Annotated in this window: 23 protein-coding genes and 2 riboswitches; of the genes, 6 read left to right on the forward strand and 17 right to left on the reverse strand. The window is 56.5% G+C overall.

What is annotated here, in order from left to right; translation table 11 throughout:
• Positions 1–2: 2 nt before the first annotated feature.
• The 10 genes from cobI to AC4ED1_RS13670 all read right to left on the reverse strand — a co-directional run bounded on the left by cobI (position 3) and on the right by AC4ED1_RS13670 (position 8,135).
• On the reverse strand, positions 3–710 hold the full coding sequence (gene cobI, locus AC4ED1_RS13625) for a precorrin-2 C(20)-methyltransferase (RefSeq protein WP_490939508.1): 708 nt from the start codon (positions 708–710) through the stop codon (positions 3–5).
• Positions 707–2,047, reverse strand: coding sequence for a precorrin-6y C5,15-methyltransferase (decarboxylating) subunit CbiE (gene cbiE / locus AC4ED1_RS13630; protein ID WP_490939510.1), 1,341 nt, complete (start codon positions 2,045–2,047; stop codon positions 707–709). The genes cobI and cbiE overlap by 4 nt, the downstream gene beginning before the upstream one ends.
• On the reverse strand, positions 2,013–3,140 hold the full coding sequence (locus tag AC4ED1_RS13635) for a cobalt-precorrin-5B (C(1))-methyltransferase (protein WP_490939512.1): 1,128 nt from the start codon (positions 3,138–3,140) through the stop codon (positions 2,013–2,015). Before AC4ED1_RS13635 ends, cbiE begins: the two co-directional genes overlap by 35 nt.
• Before the next feature lie 6 nt (positions 3,141–3,146).
• Positions 3,147–3,785, reverse strand: coding sequence for a precorrin-8X methylmutase (locus AC4ED1_RS13640; RefSeq protein WP_490939514.1), 639 nt, complete (start codon positions 3,783–3,785; stop codon positions 3,147–3,149).
• Between the two features lie 45 nt (positions 3,786–3,830).
• Complete coding sequence (locus tag AC4ED1_RS13645; protein WP_490939516.1) at positions 3,831–4,976, reverse strand: hypothetical protein; 1,146 nt, start codon at positions 4,974–4,976, stop codon at positions 3,831–3,833.
• Between the two features lie 100 nt (positions 4,977–5,076).
• Positions 5,077–5,274, reverse strand: coding sequence for a CbtB domain-containing protein (locus tag AC4ED1_RS13650; protein ID WP_490939518.1), 198 nt, complete (start codon positions 5,272–5,274; stop codon positions 5,077–5,079).
• 120 nt (positions 5,275–5,394) lie between these two features.
• On the reverse strand, positions 5,395–6,291 hold the full coding sequence (locus AC4ED1_RS13655) for an energy-coupling factor ABC transporter ATP-binding protein (protein WP_490939520.1): 897 nt from the start codon (positions 6,289–6,291) through the stop codon (positions 5,395–5,397).
• Entirely contained in the window at positions 6,288–7,076 is a 789-nt protein-coding gene (cbiQ, locus tag AC4ED1_RS13660) for a cobalt ECF transporter T component CbiQ (protein ID WP_490939522.1), read from the reverse strand. Before cbiQ ends, AC4ED1_RS13655 begins: the two co-directional genes overlap by 4 nt.
• The gene (locus AC4ED1_RS13665; protein WP_490939547.1) at positions 7,073–7,354 is read right to left on the reverse strand and encodes an energy-coupling factor ABC transporter substrate-binding protein; all 282 of its coding nucleotides are present in this window, start codon (positions 7,352–7,354) and stop codon (positions 7,073–7,075) included. Before AC4ED1_RS13665 ends, cbiQ begins: the two co-directional genes overlap by 4 nt.
• 25 nt (positions 7,355–7,379) lie before the next feature.
• On the reverse strand, positions 7,380–8,135 hold the full coding sequence (locus tag AC4ED1_RS13670) for an energy-coupling factor ABC transporter permease (protein WP_490939524.1): 756 nt from the start codon (positions 8,133–8,135) through the stop codon (positions 7,380–7,382).
• A gap of 225 nt (positions 8,136–8,360) precedes the next feature.
• Positions 8,361–8,547, reverse strand: a riboswitch (cobalamin riboswitch).
• A 160-nt stretch (positions 8,548–8,707) separates the two neighbouring features.
• Positions 8,708–8,898, forward strand: a riboswitch (cobalamin riboswitch).
• 132 nt (positions 8,899–9,030) lie between these two features.
• Here AC4ED1_RS13670 and cobK point away from each other — a divergent pair.
• Genes cobK through bluB form a run of 3 tightly spaced genes read left to right on the forward strand, consistent with a single transcriptional unit; the run spans position 9,031 to position 11,055 of the window.
• On the forward strand, positions 9,031–9,822 hold the full coding sequence (cobK, locus tag AC4ED1_RS13675) for a precorrin-6A reductase (protein WP_490939525.1): 792 nt from the start codon (positions 9,031–9,033) through the stop codon (positions 9,820–9,822).
• Positions 9,797–10,396 (forward strand): cob(I)yrinic acid a,c-diamide adenosyltransferase, encoded by a 600-nt coding sequence (locus tag AC4ED1_RS13680; RefSeq protein ID WP_490939527.1) that lies wholly within the window; start codon positions 9,797–9,799, stop codon positions 10,394–10,396. Before cobK ends, AC4ED1_RS13680 begins: the two co-directional genes overlap by 26 nt.
• Positions 10,393–11,055 carry a 5,6-dimethylbenzimidazole synthase gene (bluB, locus tag AC4ED1_RS13685; protein WP_490939529.1) on the forward strand — a complete coding sequence of 221 codons (663 nt, stop codon included), beginning with the start codon at positions 10,393–10,395 and terminating at the stop codon, positions 11,053–11,055. Before AC4ED1_RS13680 ends, bluB begins: the two co-directional genes overlap by 4 nt.
• Here the strand turns inward: bluB and AC4ED1_RS13690 are convergent.
• The 7 genes from AC4ED1_RS13690 to AC4ED1_RS13720 form a co-directional block, all read right to left on the reverse strand.
• Entirely contained in the window at positions 11,050–11,877 is an 828-nt protein-coding gene (locus tag AC4ED1_RS13690; RefSeq protein ID WP_490939530.1) for a phosphate/phosphite/phosphonate ABC transporter substrate-binding protein, read from the reverse strand. The genes bluB and AC4ED1_RS13690 overlap by 6 nt on opposite strands.
• A 51-nt stretch (positions 11,878–11,928) precedes the next feature.
• Positions 11,929–13,071: an acyl-CoA dehydrogenase family protein gene (locus tag AC4ED1_RS13695; RefSeq protein ID WP_490939532.1), complete on the reverse strand. Its 1,143-nt coding sequence runs from the start codon at positions 13,069–13,071 to the stop codon at positions 11,929–11,931.
• Positions 13,072–13,098: 27 nt separating this feature from the next.
• On the reverse strand, positions 13,099–14,385 hold the full coding sequence (locus AC4ED1_RS13700; protein WP_490939534.1) for a sulfurtransferase TusA family protein: 1,287 nt from the start codon (positions 14,383–14,385) through the stop codon (positions 13,099–13,101).
• Between the two features lie 271 nt (positions 14,386–14,656).
• Positions 14,657–15,340, reverse strand: a complete 684-nt coding sequence (locus AC4ED1_RS13705) for a TetR/AcrR family transcriptional regulator (protein ID WP_490939536.1) — start codon at positions 15,338–15,340, stop codon at positions 14,657–14,659.
• Positions 15,341–15,367: 27 nt separating this feature from the next.
• Positions 15,368–16,510 carry an ABC transporter permease gene (locus AC4ED1_RS13710; RefSeq protein ID WP_490939538.1) on the reverse strand — a complete coding sequence of 381 codons (1,143 nt, stop codon included), beginning with the start codon at positions 16,508–16,510 and terminating at the stop codon, positions 15,368–15,370.
• On the reverse strand, positions 16,507–17,256 hold the full coding sequence (locus AC4ED1_RS13715; RefSeq protein ID WP_490939540.1) for an ABC transporter ATP-binding protein: 750 nt from the start codon (positions 17,254–17,256) through the stop codon (positions 16,507–16,509). The genes AC4ED1_RS13710 and AC4ED1_RS13715 overlap by 4 nt, the downstream gene beginning before the upstream one ends.
• Positions 17,257–17,258: 2 nt before the next feature.
• Positions 17,259–18,452, reverse strand: coding sequence for an HlyD family secretion protein (locus tag AC4ED1_RS13720; protein ID WP_490939542.1), 1,194 nt, complete (start codon positions 18,450–18,452; stop codon positions 17,259–17,261).
• A 280-nt stretch (positions 18,453–18,732) separates the two neighbouring features.
• Between AC4ED1_RS13720 and tnpA the strand changes: the two genes are divergently transcribed.
• The 3 genes from tnpA to tnpB are packed head-to-tail and all read left to right on the forward strand — an operon-like array spanning position 18,733 to position 19,422.
• Positions 18,733–18,951 carry an IS66 family insertion sequence element accessory protein TnpA gene (tnpA, locus tag AC4ED1_RS13725; RefSeq protein ID WP_490939551.1) on the forward strand — a complete coding sequence of 73 codons (219 nt, stop codon included), beginning with the start codon at positions 18,733–18,735 and terminating at the stop codon, positions 18,949–18,951.
• Positions 18,872–19,072, forward strand: coding sequence for a hypothetical protein (locus AC4ED1_RS13730; RefSeq protein ID WP_490939549.1), 201 nt, complete (start codon positions 18,872–18,874; stop codon positions 19,070–19,072). Before tnpA ends, AC4ED1_RS13730 begins: the two co-directional genes overlap by 80 nt.
• Positions 19,066–19,422, forward strand: a complete 357-nt coding sequence (gene tnpB, locus AC4ED1_RS13735; protein WP_490939544.1) for an IS66 family insertion sequence element accessory protein TnpB — start codon at positions 19,066–19,068, stop codon at positions 19,420–19,422. The genes AC4ED1_RS13730 and tnpB overlap by 7 nt, the downstream gene beginning before the upstream one ends.
• The last annotated feature ends 202 nt before the right edge of the window (positions 19,423–19,624 follow it).

Raw genomic sequence — 19,624 nt, forward strand, 5'->3', positions numbered from 1 at the left:
CGTCACGCCCCTTTTTTCACGATCATCAACGTGAGGTATTCAAGCTCCTGCCCTTCCAGCGCGGCAACGTCGGGATAGACGACCTCCTCCGGCGAACCGGCTTTGGTGACGACCGTCGCCTTGTCGGCAAGGTTCATTTCTTTCAGCAAGCCAATCATCTCGCTCAGCACCTTTGCCACTTTCAAAAACACGACCGTATCGTGCTCTTCCAGCGCTTTCCGCATCGCATCCAGATCCTGGGTGGCCGGAATGATGCCCAGCTTCTGGTCTCCATCCGCCAGTGGGACATCCACCCTCGCCGCGGCGCCGTTGATCGAAGAGATGCCGGGTACGATTTCGATCTCGACTTCCGGATGACGCTCTTTCATCAATCGGGTGAGGTGGATCGCCGTGCTGTAGAGATACGGGTCGCCTTCCGTCACAAACGCCACGTCTTTGCCGTTTGCAAGCTTTTCCCACACTTCCTGCACGATCGCTTCCCACTTCGCTTTCAACAATTCCTGATCGCGCGTCATCGGGAAGTGCAGGCCCAGCCGCTCCACCCCTTCCGGCAGATACTCTTCCACGATCGCCAGCGCGTAACTGTCCCCGTTCAATTTTCGCGGGTACGCGATCACATCCGTGGTTGACAGGATACGGAAGGCCTTCAACGTGACCAATTCCTTATCTCCGGGGCCGACGCCCATCGCATGCAATTTGCCGATCTTCATTCTTCTTCCGTCTCCTCTCGGTCTTCCATTCGCACCGCTTTTACGATGTAAACAGGATCAAACGATTCAAACCTCGTCAAGTTCAAAATCGGCTTGCTCCTCGCCACTTGCAGCAGGGTGATCTCCACATGCATGCCAAGCCGCTTGAACCCTTCCAGCGCTCCGTTCAAATTCTCGATCGTCGCGGCATTCAACACGATCCGCCCGCCGGGTTTCAATTTGCGCGCGCACAACTCAAGCAGCGGCTGCATCTGTCCGGAGGTGCCGCCGATAAAAATCGCGTCCGCGTCCGGCCACTCTTCCAGCCCTTCCGGCGCCTTGCCGCAGCGGATGGTCACGTTCGTCCGGCCGAACTTCTCCACGTTGGCGCGAAGGATTTCCATATCCTCCTCGTTTTTCTCGATCAAATAAGCGTGCCCGTAAGGAGCCAGCATCGAAGCTTCGATTCCGACCGACCCCGTCGCCGCCCCGATATCCCAGATGATGTCGGCGGGCCGGATCTGCAGCTTGGCGAGGCTCACCGCCCGCACTTCCGATTTTGTAATCAAGCCGCGTTTCGGCTTTCGCTGGTGAAACTGGTGATCGGGAATCCCCATCGGAAAAAAACGGTCCCTACCCGTCTGCCCGCGAGTTCCAATCACAGTGCCTCCGTCCCCGGGAGACGCCGGCCGCGCGGTCGCCGCAACCTCCGTTTCCGCCGGAACGACAGCTTCGTCACGCAGCAGCACCACCACATTCAGCGGCGAAAATGCCGTCTCCGCCATCTCTTCCAGGGTATAAAATCCGGTCCGCTCGTCTTCCCCGCCGAGGTTCTCCCCGACGAACGCCTTGACGCCGCAGATTCCGGCGGCGATCAAATCGTTCGCGATGGTGGAAGGAGAATTTTCCGGATCGGTCAACAGGGCCACTTTCGCATGCTGTCTGACCCAGTCCGCCACGCGATCCCGCGTCTTCCCGTGAACCGAGCCCAAAAACGCGTCATGCCAGCTCTCTTTCAACCGGGCAAACGCCAGTTGAATCGACGACAGACCGGGATGAATCTCGATCCGCTCCTTGCCGAGCTTCTTGCCGATATATCCCGCGATGCCGTAGAAATTCGGATCTCCCGACGCCAGGACGACAACCTTTTTCCCTTCCGCTTGCGCGGCGTCGATGATCTGCACCGCTTTTGCCAGCCCTTCCTGGACGGCCAGCTTGTCGGCCCCCACTTCCGGAAAAAAGCCGAGATGCCTTTCGCCTCCGACCAGCAGATCCGCTTCCTCCACCCGTCTTAACAGCGTCTGCGGCAAACCCGCCGCCCCGTCATCGCCAATCCCAATAATTCGGACTGGATTCATCCGTTGCCCCCCTTCCGAGAATGCGCCCGTCAAACTCCGCCAAAATCGTGTCGACTTCGAATACGCCGCCGCCGTGTTTCTTGCATTCCTCGCTGATCAATCTCGACAATAGCGCAAAAAACTTTTGATATCCCGCCGCCTCCAACAGGTCCCCCACCTGTTTTGCCGTGTTGGCCCGGCGAATTTCGGCCAGCAGCTCTGCGGGAACCCCCGCTTGGCTTGCCACCCCGGCGAGGAATTCAAAGTCGACCTGCGAACCCCTGGCGTGCAGGTTCATGTGACCGGCCGCCAATTTTGAGAATTTGCCGATCATCCCGGACATCGTAACCTTCCTGACGCCCTTCTTGGCACAGTGTTTGAGGGCGATTCCGGCAAAATCGCCCATCTGGACAAAAGCTTCCTCCGGCAGTTCCGGCAGGTCCTCCTGCGCAACCCGTTCGCTCCGCCCGCCGGTCGTAAGCACCACATGGTCGCACCCGTTGGCCACCGCCACATCGATCGCCTGGATCACGCTGGCGATATAGGCCGCCGAGGAAAAGGGCTTGACGATCCCGGTCGTCCCGAGAATCGAGATGCCGCCGAGAATGCCGAGCCGGGCATTCAGCGTTTTTTTTGCGATCTCTTCCCCAGCGGGGACGGAGATCACCACTTTGAGCCCCCGGTCCGTCAACAATCCGCCTGCCTCCTGCGCGACCGCTTCGCGGATCATCTGCCGCGGCACCGGGTTGATCGCCGCCGCTCCGATCGGCAATGCGAGCCCGGGCTTGGTGACGCGGCCCACTCCGGTGCCGCCGTCCAATTCGATACCCGGCTGTTCACTGTAAGTAACGGTGGCGAAGATATGAGCGCCGTGCGTCGCGTCCGGGTCGTCGCCCCCGTCTTTGATCACCGAACAGGCGGCCCTATCCCGCGAAAATTCCAGATTGTGCACTTCGAATGTGACATCCTGCCCCGCCGGAATACGAATTGTCACATATTTCCATGCTTCTCCCGTCAACAACGCATGGGTCGCGGCTTTGGCGGCGGCCGTCGCACACGCTCCCGTCGTATACCCGTGCCGCAGCGGTTTGCCCTTCTCTGCCTCTTTTGCCATACGGCTCTACTCCCGAACCGCCAACAAAGAAATCGCGTTGACAATCGACACCGCCACCGGCGACCCGCCCTTGCGGCCGATGTTCGTAATAAACGGAACCCCTTTCAGTTTGCTGAGCAATTCCTTCGATTCCGCTGCGGAAACGAATCCGACCGGCACGCCGACGATCAGGCCGGGCTTCGCTTCTCCCGCTTCCACCAACCGAATCAGTTCGAGCAGCGCGGTCGGCGCGTTGCCGATGGCAAAGATCGCGCCTTCATAAAGTTTCGCCGCCTTGCGGGTTGCGACAATCGCCCGGGTCGTGTTCAGTCTCTTCGCTTCCTCGATCACGTCGGGGTCTGAGATAAAGCAATGCACCGCACCTCCAAATTTCTCCAGACGCGGTTTGGAAATCCCGGATTCCACCATCTGCACGTCCGCCACAATGGGCCGGCCGGATCGGATCGCGCGAATCCCCGCCTGCACGGCATCGGGTGAAAACACAAGCGACCGCCCCAGCTCAAAATCGGCAGAAGCGTGGATCACCCGCTGCACAATCGGAAACTGTTCCTCGGTAAACGGATGCTCTCCCAGTTCCTCCGCGATAATCCGAAAACTCAACGCTTCAATCTCTTGCGGCTGGGTTGTGGACGGTACAAATGACATTCGGTTCACTCCTCCTGTTTGATCTTTTGTTCTTGTTTGATCTCTTTACGTCAACACGGCTTTCCGCCGCCTGGCGGCCGCCACTCCGATTGCAAAACCCCCGATCACCGCCGCCAGCATCAGAATCCCGGCCCGGATCTGGGCGCCAAGGTTCGGATGGACAGGCGGCACTTCAAACGAAAACTTGCTGTCAAACGGCGCCGAAAGCGTCGATTGCGGCGAATTCGGCGCCGCATGCACGACGATTTCGAACTCCGCCGTATCGGGGAACGCATAGTCGAATTCCAGTTGGCCGTTTTGAATCTGGGTGCGGGTGGCAAACATCGTCAGATTGTCGTCCACATGGTTCAACTCTACGGCCGCATCCATCCCCCGTATCGGTTGCCCCGTTTTCGCGTCTTGAAAGGTCAGCGTAAAATGCGCGGGTTCCCCTTTTTGCACGGGTTTTGCCGGATTGATTTTCAATTCGGCGCGAACGCCTGCGCTTTCCTGTTGAACCGTTTCAGCGGGACCGGCCGGGGTGCCGCCGCCATGCGCCAAAGCAAACGGCACGCTGCCAAACAATGCGATTCCCGCCGCCAGCAGGAACACGGCTGTCGCCGACGATTTACGCAGACCGGAACCGCTCGTTTCCGATCCGTTCTTTCGGAACGGATTATCCAGCGAACCGGCGACATACCCGCTAATCGCGGCGGCAAGCAAAATCAGGACAAACAGAAGGACCGTCCGGACCAGTTGCCCAAACGGAACTTTCACCTCAACCGGGATTTTCACGTCAATCGGCGCTTGCAATCCGGGTGCGTCGGCGCGAATCGACACCCTATACTTGCCCGCATCCCAAAAATTCGATTTCAGTTCGACCTTTCCGTCATAAAGCATGGAGTCCATTTCGTAGACAAGCCCCGTCCCCTGGTTGTCCTCCCGCAAATATCCGGCATACAGCCAGGGATTGAGCGCCTCCGTTTTCTCGACCGCCAGACGGACGGAAGCGTTTCGCAGCGGCTCTTTGCTGACCGGATCGGTCAGTTGGTAGGAAAAATGGGCCGGTTCATGGGCAACCGGATGTTGCGGGACCAGGAATTCCCCTTTTTCCCCGTAACTTTCCAAAACGGCCGTCCCAAAAACGACCGCCGCGACAATCGCGACCGGCAAGGTTAAGAAGACCAAAAACCGGAACAAATTGAATCTCATGTTTGCCAGCTCCTTTTTCGAGTCCAAGTCCAATTTCTCGCACAATCTGCCGCTGAAATATTCAGGCATGCGGGGGCATGCGGAAAAAACGATACCTCGTTTAGTGGCAGGGAACCATCGTCACGCCGTGGCGCGCGGGATGAACCGCGTCATGCAGCGGCGCGATGGGAGAAAAAAACAAGCCGTACAGTGTAAACGGAATCCACCCGATTAAAAGAATCCACTGCAGAATATACAAAACCTTCGCTGCCGCCGGACTGACCCGCAGCGCGACAAGCTTGTGAACTACCGCACTCATCGATCGCACCTCCTTCCCAGCCGGAATCCATTCGCCCGCTCCCCCGCACGCCTGAATATTCAGCAAACCCCCCCGGCCGAAAAGGCCGGGACGGGAACAAGCATACAGCCTGCTTCCTGATCATCGCGCCCGGTCGCCTTCCCCGCGTGTTTGCAATTTTTCGGAGATTTCCCGCAATCTTTCCTTCAATTCGGCAATCGTGCGGGGTCTGGCGGGGAAAGGGAACCCCTGTTGTTGCGTTTGTCGCAACAGTGTCTCCCACATGTCAAACAGCAGAGGAACCCCCAGCTGCAGTTCCGTCATGAACCCGCGCCGCGAAAACACCTCGTCGGGCGTCCCTTCAAGCGCAATTCGCCCGCGGTGCATGACAAAAATCCGGTCTGCCCATGCATACGCAACCTCAAGATCGTGGGTCGCCATCACGACGGTTGTTCCCTCGCCGGCGATCCTTGCCAGTTCCTGCATCAGATTGCCCAACTGCCGCCTGTCCAAAAATGCGGTCGGTTCGTCAAGCAACAGAAGTTCCGGCCGCAACACCATGACTCCCGCCAGAGCCACTCGTTTTTTCTGTCCCAAACTGAGATGATGGACGGGCGTATCCGCCAGATCGGCAAGATCAAAACGGTCCAAAGCCTGCCGAACACGGTGAGCGATTTCTGCCGGCGGCAGTTTCCGGTTGCAAAGTCCGTACGAAAGATCCTCCGCCACCGTGTTTGCCACCAATTGTTGTTCGGGATCCTGAAACACCAGCCCGATCTTCTGCCTGAGATCCGCCAGGAAACGGCGCTCGTAGCGAATCGGTTGCCCCTGCCAGCGAACCGCGCCGCGCTGCGGCCGGTAAATCCCGTTGGCATGCAGGAACAGAGTCGATTTTCCGCAGCCGTTATGCCCGAGAATGACGCTTTTCTGTCCGGCCGGAATCCGCAGCGTCAACCCGGCAAGTGCCTGTCGCTCGGACCCCGGATATGTATAATGCACATCTTCAAACTCCAACAGCCATTCCGTTTGCTTATTCATCTCCTTAACCACCATTCGAACGCCAGCAGGAAGCAGCAGCCAACGATTGCTTCCCATACGTGCCGCATGGATCTCGTGTGCACAGACGTTGACAGAACATGCAGGTCACCGGTAAATCCCCTTGCGGCCAACCCGATGGACAATTGCCTGTACCGGTGCAGCATCCGCCTGAAGAGCTGGGCGACAAGGAGACTCGCGTCTTGCATCCGGTTGCGGAATCCCCTGTGTCCCCCGCGCGCCTTTTGCGCAATCCACAACCGCTCCGCCGATTCAAGCAGGACAAACAGAAAACGGTACATCACCAAAGCGATTTCAAGCAAAACAGCCGGCATTCGCACGCGGCGCATCGTTTGCAGCACTTCCGCAAAGGGCACGGTCAGCAGAATAAAATACAAGCAGGACAAACAAGCGAGGGAACGGCATACAACCAGCCCAGCCTGGGCCACCCCCCGGGCGCTGGCGTACACCTGAAAAGAAGCCAGGGAAACCGACGCCACCGCGTCTTCCGGCAAAGCGGACAGGCTCCCACCGGCCGCAATCCCAATCATGAGCGGCGGCAAGCCGAACAGCAGAAACGCCAGCGCCAGGCCGACCAAACGCAGATAGACGGCAAAGGGAATTTTGGCATAAACGACAATCCAAATGCCCATCCACAAAAATATGACAACAAGGACAGGGATATGCGAGACAAAAGCGAGCGCCATCACACCCGCCGCAAACGTCACTTTCATCCCGGGCGGCAACCGGCGCAGCCGGTTGCCGTAAGCGAGCGCGTCAAGCCTCATCTTTCCGGATGCTCCCTTTGCAGAGCACGACCGCGATAAAAGCCGATACCATACCCGATCACGCCCGCACCGGCGGCCGCTTGCAGAGCAAACAACAGGCTTTCCGTTTCCGGCCCTGGCAGCTCCAGCAGCGACTGAAACCACGGTTTGTAATCCGGCGACACTTCGGCGATGGCAGCCTCCGCCAAACCGTCAGCCCCCGCAAATTCCGCATCTTTTACAAAAATCAGGGGAGCCGCAATGAGCGCCGCAACCGCCAAGAGGATCCACCCGTTCATCCATTTGTCCAGCCTTTTCACAGTCCTACGCCCCTTTCATTTCCTGCAGTTGTTGTAATTCCTCGCGATTGTATGTTTGCAGCCAGTTCCATACGAGAACCGTCAACAACCCTTCGCTGATCGCAAGCGGAATCTGCGTAACCGCGAAGATGCCGGCAAATTTGACAAACGATGCCGGAATGCCGCCCGTTGCCGCCGGGAACGCAAGGGCCAGTTGGAAGGAAGTCACAACATAGGTCGTCAAATCGGCAATCGCCGCCGCCAGAAAAACGGCCAGCTTCCGCTTGCCTCCCCATCGTGCGGCGATCCGGTAAACCCCATATCCGGCGAAAGGACCCGCCACTGCCATCGAAAAAGCATTGGCCCCCAATGTCGTCAATCCGCCGTGCGCCAGAAAGAGAGCCTGAAACAGCAGGACCATGCTGCCCAGCACACTCATCGCCAAGGGGCCGAACAGGATGGCGCCCAATCCCGTCCCCGTGGGATGCGAACTGCTTCCCGTCACGGAAGGGATTTTCAGGGCGGATAGGACAAAACTGAACGCTCCCGCCAGTCCCAGCATTAACTTTGCCTCGGGACACCGTTTGACCGTGCGTTGAATGGAACGAAGCCCAAGGAGAAAAAAGGGCAGAAACGCCAGCCACCAGAAACCGGCCCACCAAACGGGCAAAAATCCTTCCATGATATGCATCCCGTAGGCGGCTTGCGGCGCGGCAACAAGAAAATACAAAACAAACCCGGAAATTAAGACAAAACTAGACACAAAACGTCGTTTTCGCATTCCAGCAGCCCGGCAACCTTTCCCCATTGCATTAAAAAATGCACAAAAAAATGCAATGGAAGAAGCTGCGGTATCCTCCCTTCGTGTAAAAAATTTCATGCCCCCGCAAAAAACCCCGGCCGAAAAGGCCGGGGTCGCGAAAACGACGGAAATTTGCAGCAAGGGGAACATCCGCCACATCCGCAAGGTTTTTATCCAACACCGAACCTTTTCCTCGAAGGCTGAGCAGGTGTACTCGTTTAGGTAGGTCTCCTGGCTTCCGGTTCATCGCGCTCTTTCGCCTTCCCTGATGACTCAAGTGGCATTTCCGAAAGAAAGCTCGCCGGTTACAGTGGCGGGACCGCTCGGGATTTGCACCCGATTCCCTGTTACCCCTTGTTCCCACAAGGGCACCTAGACGAGAACAATATGCCGTTTTTATGACAAACAGGATTGCAATATTTAAAATTAGGATACACGTACCCAAGACGGTTTGTCTATATCAATTTTTGCAAAAGAAACTGGCAGGATTTTCGCAAGGATGTTAGAATACATCAAGCAACACAAATTTTTGCCGATTTTGCCGAAAACAAATTTTTGCTTTGGGAACAGGTCCCCGTAAATCACCTGTCCGGGGACAAGAGGGAAGTCCGGTGCAAAGCCGGCGCGGTCCCGCCACTGTGACGAGGAGTCCTGTACGGAAAACCACTAGGCATAGCCCCGGGAAGGGAAGTGCAGGGCGATGAATCGAAGCCAGGAGACCTGCCTGTTCCAACGGCACCGCCGGGTATGCGGTCATGCCCGATCACCTACGGGAGATAGGGAGGTGCCACGCAAGGCTTTTCGCTCGCGGTTTGCGGCCTTGGCGTGTCCTCCCCTCCCTCGCGAGGGGATTTTTTATTGGGAGGGGCGACGAATGATCTTTTTTTTGGCGGGCACCAGCGATGCCCGTGAATTGGCGCTGGAACTCAAGGCCCAAGGCTACCCGTTGCTGGCGTCGGTGGTCACGGATTCGGCGGCCGGTTCCCTGCGGGAGGCGGGGATTGACGTATCAGTCGGGAGAAAAACGGCCGGGGAGATGTACGACCTCCTCCGGCAAAAAAAAGCCGCCGCCGTCGTCGACGCCAGCCACCCGTTTGCCGAAATCGCGTCGCAAAACGCGATGCAGGCGGCCCATCTGGCCGGGATTCCCTATTTTCGCTATGAACGCCCCGGCACCCTCCTCTCCGATCATCCGCTGATCACATATGTACGGGACTACCGGGAGGCGGCCGAGGTCGCGTTGGAGCAAAAAGGAACGGTTTTTCTCACAACAGGTTCCAAAACGCTGCACATTTTCGCAAAACTTCTGAACGGTGTCGAAGGGGTTCGCATGATCGCCCGCATGCTGCCGACAGAAGAGAACATGCGAAAGTGCTCGGAACTCGGAATTCCGCAAAAAAACATTGTGGCGATGCAGGGCCCCTTCAGCGAAGAACTGAATCTGGCTTTCTACCGCCATTACGGAGTCACCGCCGTCATCACCAAAGAATCCGGAGCGGAAGGCTCCGTTCGGGAGAAGGTCAAGGCGGCGTTGGACAACGGGATCCGGGTGATCGTCATCTGCCGGCCCGGAATCGATTACGGGCGGGTGTACGAAACGGCAAGCGATGTAATCCTGGCGTTAAAGGAGGCGGTTTCCCATGAGCATCTACACGCGCAGCGGTGACCGGGGCAGGACAGCCCTTGTCGGAGACCGCCGGGACAAAGATGACTTGCGGGTGGACGCCTACGGGACGGTGGACGAAGCCAACTCCTTCGTCGGCGACGCGCTCGCGCTGCTTGAAGAGACGCCGTTTGATTTGCAGGATATGGCGGATGTTCTGCACGATATCCAACAGGAACTGTTCGATGTCGGCAGCGATCTCGCAACCGTCGGCGGGGTCCGCCCTTACAAGGTGACAGCGGACATGGTGGACCGTCTTGAACCGTTAATCGATCGCTACATGCAACAGACCGTTCCGGTGAAAAAATTCATCGTGCCGGGCGGTTCCCGTCCCGCCGCCAAGCTTCACATCTGCCGCACCGTGACCCGCAGAGCGGAACGGCGGGTTGTCGCCCTGGCCAAAGTGGAATCGGTCAACCCTGAATGCCTGCGGTACCTCAACCGGCTGTCCGACCTGTTCTTCGCGATGGCCCGTGCCGCCAACGCGAGATGCGGGCGTCCGGACCGCGAGTATGTCCGCTCCCGCCATGTGTTCCGGCACGCGATGGGAAAAGGAAAGGAGTTGGATTCCGTATGAAACGGCACGCATTCAGCCAGGCGGAACGGGCCGCCGTTTACAAAGCGATCTACGAACGGCGGGACATCCGCTCATTTTTACCCGACCCGATTGAGGAAGAGGCGCTGTTGCGCATTTTGGACGCGGGCCACCACGCCCCTTCCGTCGGTTTCATGCAGCCGTGGAATTTTATTTTGATCCGTTCGGAAGACGTCAAACGGCAATTGCGGGACGCCGTGGAGAGGGAACGAATCGCCGCCTCTCTGCATTTTGAGGATCGGCAGCGGGACTTGTATTTGAAGTTAAAAGTCGAGGGTATTTTGCAAGCGCCGCTGACCATCTGCGTCACCTGCGACCCGACCCGCGGCGGACGCCACGTATTGGGCCGCAACTCGATTCCCGAGACGGACGTGTTTTCCGTTTCCTGCGCGATTCAGAACATGTGGCTCGCCGCCCGGGCGGAAGGGATCGCCATGGGCTGGGTGTCGATTTTCAAAAAACAAGACATCCGGCACATCTTGTCCATCCCGCCGCACATCGATCCGGTCGGCCTCATCTCCCTTGGCTATACGGAAGAATTCCCGCCGCGTCCGTTGCTTGAAAGCTCCGGCTGGAGACGGCGCATCCCGCTTGCAGAATTGATTTTTGAAGAGCAATGGGGGCAGCGGTCGCCCTTATAACAAATTTTGATCCCGCATCGCGTCAAACAGGACTTTGTATCCGTCCAATCCCTCGCCTTCCGCCCGGACCCATTCGTTCAGCCCTTCCATTTCCATCATTTTGCGGATTTCGGGCTGATTCGGGTCCATCGCGAAGAGCAGTTCGGCAAACCGGTTGCCAAGCCCCTCGTCAAAATCCGGCAGTACGGTGAAATTGCAGTGGGAATAGCCGGGCGAAGTCCATATTCCCCGGATCTGACGGGTATCCGCCAATCCCTGCTCGAGCATCCGAATCCACGTGGATTCGCCGACCGCTCCCGCATCCGCTTCCCCTTCTTTTAACGCCCGCAGGACTTCATATTCGCTGGTGCCTGTGTCGCCATGCTTGCCGACATCCAGATTATACCGGATGAGGGTCACATCCGTTTCGGGATTGATCCCGTTTTGCTTGAGGAAATGGTACGGCAGGATCGCCGCCTGCCCCGAATCGGCACTGCCCAGCGCAAACCGCTTGCCTTTCAAATCCTGCAGCGAGTCGATGCCCCGGTCGGTTCTGGCAATGATCTTCGATGTGAACCCGATGTCGGTGTCGCGCATTCCCAAAACTTTCGCCTTTCCTTCCAATCTGTGTTGGATTCGCACGTACGCCACGTTCGTGTTCCAGGCAATATCGATAAAACCGCTTAACAATGCGTCAACCTGCGCTTCATAGTTGGAAAACAAAACATAATCGATCGGAAACCCGTTCTTCTGATAATACTCCCGTATGATATCCCAGATTTGAATGACTTTCGGATCGTAAGCGACCGCTCCAACCATGACGGCTCTGTCTCCCCCGCTCATACAAGACCTCCCCATCCTTTTCCGAACCATCCTTTGCCAAAAAAAAGATTTCTAGAACAACGGCAGCCCGGCAACCGATTTTCCAATCCACTCTTTCAACACTTCGACCGTGGGCGCCATGACGGACCCGGCCCGGGCATCCCGCAAATATCTTTCGACCGGAAGGGAACGGGTGTATCCCTGCCCGCCGCATACCTGCATCGCCAGATTGGTGACCCGGATCGCGCTTTCCGAGGCGATGATTTTCGACTGCATCACCTGCAGAACGGCACCCTCCTCTCCCCGGTCGGCCGCTTTTGCCGCATTTTGCAGAAAGAGAGAGGCAGCCTCCACACTGCCGTGCATCTCCGCCAGATAAAATTGAATCGCCTGCACCTCCGCCAAAGAGCGTCCGTCCGCGTACTTTCTGGTTTTGGCGTGTTCCAGCGCGGCCAGGTAAGCCCCTCTCGCCAGTCCGACATTCACCCCCGAACCGCCCAAAATAAACGTGGGAGCGACCACCTGAAAGACCATGTCCATGCCGTCCCCTTCCGCTCCGACAAGATTGGAGAGAGGAACTTTCACGCCTTCCAGCAGCACGTTGATACTGTTGTTGCCGGCGAGGCCGATTCCGTCCCAGGTCCCTTCGAACCGTACGCCGGGCGCATCCGTATCGACGATGATCATGTCGAGCCCCTTGTCCGGAGAGGAGGCGTTGGTCAACACAATCAGAAAATCCGCCCGGTCCCCATTTGTGACAAAGCTTTTCTTGCCGTTCAGTATCAACTGGCCGTCCGCAAATTCGGCTTTGATTTCCGGCGAATAAAAATGCGCCCCGGTGCCCCGTTCGCTGAAAGCGAGGGTGCCGATTTTTTCGCCCCGGGCAATCGGGTGCAGATACCGCTCCCGCTGATCGGGGGTCGCTTTCGACGCAATCACCCGCGTCGCGCATGAATGCATCAAAAAACACATCGCTGTCGAACCGCAGCTTTGGCCGATCACTTCTGTCACGGCAGCCAGGTCGGACAGGGAGCCACCAAGCCCGCCCGCTTCCTCCGGCACAAGCAGTCCCAAGAGCCCCGCCTTGCCAAGCGCATCAAACGCTTCCTGCGGGAACCGTTTTTCCCGATCGATCTCCGCCGCCAGCGGGGCGATCACCTCGTTTGCGATTTGCCGCGCCAATTCAACCGGATTTCGTTCCACCGCAACTGTCATGTTGCTCAACTCCCCTCCATGTTTGAATCACATAAAATTTGGCGTGTGAGATTCCGAAATTTTCCGAGCCGTTTCCGGATCCAGACCGATTTGCAGCATGCGCTGGATGCGGTGTTCGTGCATGAGCTCCTGCAGCCGGTTCACTCTGTCGAACCCGGTTTTCAGGTTGTCGGGAGTGCGGCCGCCGCCCGCAAGAACGGCCAGCGCTTCCAGCAGGTGAGAATTGTCGCTGGCGGCCGCCGAATTCAGATATTCGTTTCTTTCTTCCGCCGCATCGACCAGAGATTGGCTCCGTTTCGGGTTCCGAGACAAAATGTGCCGCACATGCCCGATTCCGTAAGAAACGTGGCGTCCTTCGTCGATTTTCGCGAGATGGACGATTTTCTTCGTCACCGGGTCGGGCGCGTATTCTTCCACAAAGTGCAGCAGGTCGAGAAACGTCCCTTCTCCCAGAACATGCAGCAGGAACGAGGATTTGAAATAGTCCTCCTGAATATACAGGCTGTGCAGCGAACGCTCGGTCAACGCGGAGGAAAATTGCAGCCCGCCGCCGCCCGCCAGCGCCCGTTTCGTAAACGCTTCAATGTGCCGGGCCTCGTCTTGCACCAGCGTGGACAGATACATCAGGACCTCGATGTAATGCGGGTTGATTCGGGCCATGAACTTTGCCGGGATGTACAAAGCGGAGTATTCGTTTTCCGCCAGAAAGGTCATGATCTGGCAGACCGCCCATTCCATCTCGTCCGGCAACTCCGGCAGCCGGTCCCAGGGGATATCGGTCGTCGCGTTCCACTGGTTTTCCTTGGCCTGTTCATACAGATCGGCCAAATTGTCGGCCCACACTTCATCTTTCCGGTTGATCGCAAACCCAAAATCCGGCACTCCCGGTTCCGCCACGGCGCCGCGCGGCACAAACCCGATATAGGCGGGCGCCTGTTCCAGCAGTTCGCCGGCCCGCCCCCGGAACCAGTCGCGAACCTCCAGCCGTTTGCCGTTCCGCAGAGGAATTTTAATGCCCCAGTCCGGCTTCTCCGTTGCCGCCGCATGGTTTTTGCGGATCAGATACCGGTAATGGTTTCCCCCGTCCAGCGCCATGAGGAATGTGTGTCTGTGCAGCCGGCACCAGCTTTGCAAATCCTCTTTCACGTGCCGGTGGGTGCTGATCACTTCCAGGAGCTGGCCCTCTTCCAGACGATCGAGCGCATTTTTCACGAGCAGAAAAAAGCTGGAACCGCCCGGCAGGTCCCCAATGTTCAGTTCTCCGTCGGGAGTGATTCCCAACAGTTCGTACGCTTCCGCTGATCGGTCATTCATGCCTGTCACATCCTTTCCCGGCGCTCCCCGATAATCCCGGTGCTTCCCGCTGCGGCTTCCCATTCTGCGGCTGCTTCCATTCTGCGAAAGCCGGCGGACAATTACCGCCGGAATTGATATAATAATATTTTATTTTTGTAATAATAATAAGTTATGTATAATGTAGCACCGGTATTCATGATATGTAAAGACCTCAGTTTCAACTTCGGTTCCGGCTGTATCATCACACACCCAATCGGGACCCGGTGAGTGGAGATCAATCCTTGTTATTCTACTCCGGGTTTCTTGTTTCCGGATTGCGGACCCCGTTGAGAAAAATATCGATCATCAACCCGATCTCCCTGTCTTCCTCCAAAGCTTTCGCTTCTTCCGGGAACAAAACGTGTTTAAAAACGATATAGCCAAGCATCATGGAAAATGCCGCTCTGGCTACGGCCAGAGTGGGAAGCCGCCGGAATTCCCCCTCCTCCATTTTTTTCGCGATAAACATTTCCATCATCGCTCTCGCCCGACGGGCAATGTGCTCGACAACAGCTTCTTTGATCTCCGGATGAAAAGTCGCTTCCTGCAAGAGGATCCGCACCCGGTCCCGGTTTTTGTCGATCAACTCCAACCTGTTTTTAAACAGCCGCCTCAGCATTTCTTCCGTCGGAATGGCGGAATCATCCGTAATCTGTTTGACATCTTTCAGGATGTAGGGAGACAGCCATTTCATAACCAACGGAACGATCAGGGTCAGCAGAATGTCCTTTTTCGTTTTGAAATGGCGAAAGATGGTTCCCTCCGCAACCCCGGCCTCTTTCGCGATTTCACTGGTGGAACTGGCGTGGAACCCTTTCTCCGAGAACAGTTTGATCGACGCTTCAAGGATCCGGCGCTGCTTCTCGGTCATTTGATCTTCCGCTTTGATTTCTTCCAGCCAGCCGGCCATCATGTCTTCAAATTTCGATTCCACCACAAGCGCCTCCTTTTGACGTAGTCTTTATTCCAATCTTTTCCTGAAACGCAAAACGGCAACCGCGCAGATCAACACAGCAAAACCGGACAGAATCAACGTTTCCCGCCAGAGATAATCAAGGGCGACGCCTTTCAAAAAGATCCCCCGCAAAATCATCAGAAAATACGTCAGCGGCAGCATCCCGCCCAGTCCCTGGATCCATAGCGGCATCGTCTCCCTGGGAAAGACAAACCCGGACAACAGAACGCTTGGCAAAATGATGGCAAACGCCATCTGCATCGCCTGCAGCTGCGTTTTCGCCACTGTCGAAATCAACATTCCGATCGCCAGGGTGGTCACCAGAAACAACAGCCCCAGCGCAAGAAGCAGCGTGAAACTGCCTTTCACCGGTACGCCGAACCAAAGGACCGCCGTCAGCAACACAAGCGTAAAGGAAAAAAGGCCGATTGCCACATAAGGAAACAACTTTCCAAGGATCAGTTCGACCGGTTTGACAGGGGTCACGACCAGTTGCTCCATCGTCCCCCGTTCCTTTTCCCTGACCAGAGAGAACGCGGTAAGCAGAGCGGTCACGTTTTGCAGGATGAGACCGATCAAACCCGGAATGTTGAAGACCGTGCTGTCCATGTCCGGATTATACAGCACTCGCGGCTCCGCCTGAACGGGCAGATGGATCTCTTGGAATCCCTGCTTCTTCAAGAATTCCTCCTGTACCGCCAACGCCTTGTTTTGCGCGATCATCTGCGCGGCCGACAAAGCGGTTCTGGCGGCTGTCGGATCGGTTCCGTCCAGCAGGATCTGCACCTTCGCCTCGCGGTTCTCCTCCAGCCGGTAGGCAAAGTCGGGCGGGAACACCAAACCCGCTTTGATCTTTCCCGCATCCATCAGATCCTGAAGTTCTTTGTAGCCGGAAACTTCATACCGGATGTCAAAATACCGCGATACCTGAAACTTTGCCGTCAATTCCCGCGACATTTTCGATTTGCTTTGATCCCATACCGCCGTCGACAGGTGTTCGACATCGGTGTTGATCGCGTATCCGAATAACAGCAGAAGCAAGAGCGGCATGGCAAGTCCGATTCCGAAACTCGCCGGGTCCCGCCGGATCTGCAGGAACTCTTTTTTGAGAATGGCAAGGAATCTTTGGAAGGAAAATTTGCCGTTCATCTCCTAGTTGCCACCTTCTTTTCCTCTTCCTGCACAAAATGGATGAAGACATCGTCCAAATTGTTTTTTCCTAGCCGTTGCATCAACTCGCGGGGAGTCCCGACAGCCAGCAGCCGTCCGTAAAAAATAAACCCGATCCGGTCGCAGGCGGCCGCTTCGTCCATATAGTGGGTGCTGACCAGAATGGTGATCCCTTCTTTCGCCATCTGCTGAATGATATCCCAGAAAATCCGGCGGGACACGGGATCGACACCGGCGGTCGGTTCGTCGAGAATCAACAGTTCCGGTCTGTGCAAAAGGGCGCACGACAGCGCCAAACGCTGTTTCCAGCCGCCTGACAACGTTCCGGCCAGTTGGTCCTCCCTCCCTCGCAGGCCGGCCAACTCAATCAACTCTTGTTTCCGGATGGCCGCTCTCTGCCGGGAAAGTCCGTAAATTCCGGCGTAAAAGTCTAAATTTTCACCGACGGTCAAGTCTTCGTACAAACTGAATTTCTGCGACATGTAGCCGATATGCTGCTTGATTGTTTCCGATTCCTTGAGTATGTCATACCCAAGCACCCGTCCGGACCCCGAGGTTGGAGCCAGAAGCCCGCACAACATCCGAATCGTCGTCGATTTTCCCGAGCCGTTCGGCCCCAGGAAACCGAAGATGCTTCCTTTCGGGATAGCAAGGGTCACACGATCGACGACCCGGTGCCTCCCGAAGTCTTTGGTCAGATCTTGGCATGCGATCGCCGTTTCCATAGTTAGCGGCCCCCTTTTGCGCCGTCCGCAGCGACCAAAATGTCGGCCGGCATCCCCGGTTTCAATTCCCCCCATCCGTCGGTCAGCTTGACGGTCACGGCAAACACCGTTTTCGCCCGTTCTTTGGGCGTTTGCACATTTTTCGGGGTGAATTCGGCTTTCTCGCTGATGCGGCTGACCCGGCCGTGAAATGTTTTGCCGGGATACGCGTCCACCCGGACGCTCACTTCTTTGCCGGTCTGCACCAGATGCAAGTCCGTTTCCGGTACGTACATGGTGATTTCCAGATCTTTGGGGTCCAGCACCGTAAAGAGGAGGGTGCCCGGCTTGACGAGTTCGCCAACTTCCACGTGCCTGCGCAAAATGATCCCGGGAACCAACGGGTAAATCCGGGTATTCTCAAGCTGTTCCCTGAGTTGTTCGACTTTTGCTTGGGCCTGGTCTTTTACGGCCAGCAAATTGCGCAGCGTGTACGAAGTCGAACCTTCCTCCAACAGGGAGAGTTGGGCCCGCGCCGCCGCTTTTTGCGCCTCTGCCGCTCCCAGTTGGGCTTGTGCCGCTTCCGCTTCGTTTTTGGCCGCCTCATATTGGGCCAGTCCGGCGCGGTACTGGGCTTCCAATTGATGAACCCGGGTCTGCGCCTGGTTCAACAGTTCCTTTTGCGCCTCCCAGTCTTTTTCCGGAACCGCTCCGGCGGCATGCAACGCTTCCAGGTTCCTGGTTTGCTTCTCTTGGTACGCCAGCGTGTTTTGGGCGCCTTCCAACTGGCTTTTCAGCTGGGCCACCTGCGCCTCCATCTGCGCCAATAGGGCGTTCGCCTGTTTCACTCTGGCTCTCGACTGGGATCCGAGGGATTCAAACTGGTCGACATTGGCCATGGCCTGTTGAATCTGTTGGTTACGCGACCCTGCCTGCGCTTCTTCCCATTTTGCCAAAGCCGCGTCTCTCGCCGCTTCCGCCTCTTTTAACTGCCAGCTTAAAACCTTGTCGTCAATTTTCGCCAGGCGGGTATCGGGGGATACGGAATCGCCCTCGTCCTTGTCGAGAGCGACAACAGTTCCCGACACTTGGGAAACCACCGGAATTTCCCTTCCTTCAATCGTTCCCGAGAATACAACCGGATCGTCGGAACGACAACCGGCCAAGGGGAACATGAAAAGGCCAACCAGTAAAATTTTGGCGTTTCGGATCGTCATGTGAACCTCTCCCTATTGAAAGTGAGTAATCACTCGCTATCTGTTTTTAAAGTATACTCCCGGTGGTTTCCAGTCAAGTTTTTTGTTGACGATAGCAAAGATCAGAACTTAAGGGTCAGAACTTAAGTGTTGCCGCTGTAACAAAATGCATGTTGAAATCACCCGGGATAGCAGAAACATGGGTTCAAAAAATGTAAGCGTCAAATAACCCCCACCTGTAAACGATCCGTCATTCATGAGACAATGCCCTCAAGCAAATCAAGGAGGAGGCCAACATCTCATGAATCGTGAACAACGGATCCGGGAATGGGTTTCCCGCATTGAAGAGTACCGAACCAGCGGACTGACGATGGCCGCGTGGTGCGAGGCGCAAGGCGCAAGGCATTTCCCTCCATCAATTGAAATACTGGCTGAAACGTTTGAAACGGCTATCCGATTCGAACCGGACAACGACTTCCCTTACGGGTTGGACGCCGGTGACCGTGACATCCTCCCCTGAAAACCGCAAACCGGAACCAGGGGTTGTCATTCGGATCGGCCAGGCATCCATCGAGGTCGCAAACGGTTTCGATCCCCATCTTCTCCGTCAGGTTGTTCAGACCTTGATGACCCTGTGCTAAGCATTCCAAATTCGGTCCGCGTCTATCTTGCCTGCGGCAGCACCGATCTCCGCAAATCGATCGACGGGTTGGCCGCCCTGGTGCAGGAAGGATTCGAGCTGGATCCGTTCTCTCCCGCGCTGTTTGTTTTTTGCAACCGGCAACGGGACAAAGTAAAGATTCTGTTCTGGGACCACAACGGCTTCTGGCTCTTCTACCGCCGGTTGGAGCGGGGGAGATTTCAGTGGCCGATGGCTCCATCCGGACGGCCGCTTGAGATGAGTGGCCGCGAATTGCGCTGGTTCTTGGACGGCCTGTCGCTGGAACAACAGCAGGCGCATCCTGCCGTTCGGGCAAGGCATATCATTTAAACATGAAATCGGAATGTGGATAACTCAATCCTGTGGATAACCCGCCATCGCACCACGGAATGCCTGTTTCAATGAGTTTTTGGGGCCGGGCTTTTAAGTCTTCTTACGTTCTGATGTGATCCTGCGTTTTTTTTGCACAGCCCAAAGAAGACCTGACTTTTACAGGTCGAAATGCCGTTATGGCCAGGGATGAATCGAACAG

The sequence above is a fragment of the Effusibacillus sp. SKA8 genome, from assembly GCF_058273125.1.

Bases quoted from the DNA above. Each gene is read 5' to 3' on its own strand.
- AC4ED1_RS13695 (WP_490939532.1), bottom strand. From the start codon at position 13,071: ATGACAGTTGCGGTGGAACGAAATCCGGTTGAATTGGCGCGGCAAATC.
- AC4ED1_RS13700 (WP_490939534.1), bottom strand. From the start codon at position 14,385: ATGAATGACCGATCAGCGGAAGCGTACGAACTGTTGGGAATCACTCCC.
- cobI (WP_490939508.1), bottom strand. From the start codon at position 710: ATGAAGATCGGCAAATTGCATGCGATGGGCGTCGGCCCCGGAGATAAG.
- AC4ED1_RS13640 (WP_490939514.1), bottom strand. From the start codon at position 3,785: ATGTCATTTGTACCGTCCACAACCCAGCCGCAAGAGATTGAAGCGTTG.
- AC4ED1_RS13670 (WP_490939524.1), bottom strand. From the start codon at position 8,135: ATGCGAAAACGACGTTTTGTGTCTAGTTTTGTCTTAATTTCCGGGTTT.
- AC4ED1_RS13715 (WP_490939540.1), bottom strand. From the start codon at position 17,256: ATGGAAACGGCGATCGCATGCCAAGATCTGACCAAAGACTTCGGGAGG.
- tnpA (WP_490939551.1), top strand. From the start codon at position 18,733: ATGAATCGTGAACAACGGATCCGGGAATGGGTTTCCCGCATTGAAGAG.
- AC4ED1_RS13655 (WP_490939520.1), bottom strand. From the start codon at position 6,291: ATGAATAAGCAAACGGAATGGCTGTTGGAGTTTGAAGATGTGCATTAT.
- AC4ED1_RS13720 (WP_490939542.1), bottom strand. From the start codon at position 18,452: ATGACGATCCGAAACGCCAAAATTTTACTGGTTGGCCTTTTCATGTTC.
- AC4ED1_RS13710 (WP_490939538.1), bottom strand. From the start codon at position 16,510: ATGAACGGCAAATTTTCCTTCCAAAGATTCCTTGCCATTCTCAAAAAA.
- bluB (WP_490939529.1), top strand. From the start codon at position 10,393: ATGAAACGGCACGCATTCAGCCAGGCGGAACGGGCCGCCGTTTACAAA.
- cbiE (WP_490939510.1), bottom strand. From the start codon at position 2,047: ATGAATCCAGTCCGAATTATTGGGATTGGCGATGACGGGGCGGCGGGT.
- AC4ED1_RS13645 (WP_490939516.1), bottom strand. From the start codon at position 4,976: ATGAGATTCAATTTGTTCCGGTTTTTGGTCTTCTTAACCTTGCCGGTC.
- AC4ED1_RS13650 (WP_490939518.1), bottom strand. From the start codon at position 5,274: ATGAGTGCGGTAGTTCACAAGCTTGTCGCGCTGCGGGTCAGTCCGGCG.
- cobK (WP_490939525.1), top strand. From the start codon at position 9,031: ATGATCTTTTTTTTGGCGGGCACCAGCGATGCCCGTGAATTGGCGCTG.
- AC4ED1_RS13665 (WP_490939547.1), bottom strand. From the start codon at position 7,354: ATGAACGGGTGGATCCTCTTGGCGGTTGCGGCGCTCATTGCGGCTCCC.
- AC4ED1_RS13635 (WP_490939512.1), bottom strand. From the start codon at position 3,140: ATGGCAAAAGAGGCAGAGAAGGGCAAACCGCTGCGGCACGGGTATACG.
- AC4ED1_RS13690 (WP_490939530.1), bottom strand. From the start codon at position 11,877: ATGAGCGGGGGAGACAGAGCCGTCATGGTTGGAGCGGTCGCTTACGAT.
- AC4ED1_RS13680 (WP_490939527.1), top strand. From the start codon at position 9,797: ATGAGCATCTACACGCGCAGCGGTGACCGGGGCAGGACAGCCCTTGTC.
- cbiQ (WP_490939522.1), bottom strand. From the start codon at position 7,076: ATGAGGCTTGACGCGCTCGCTTACGGCAACCGGCTGCGCCGGTTGCCG.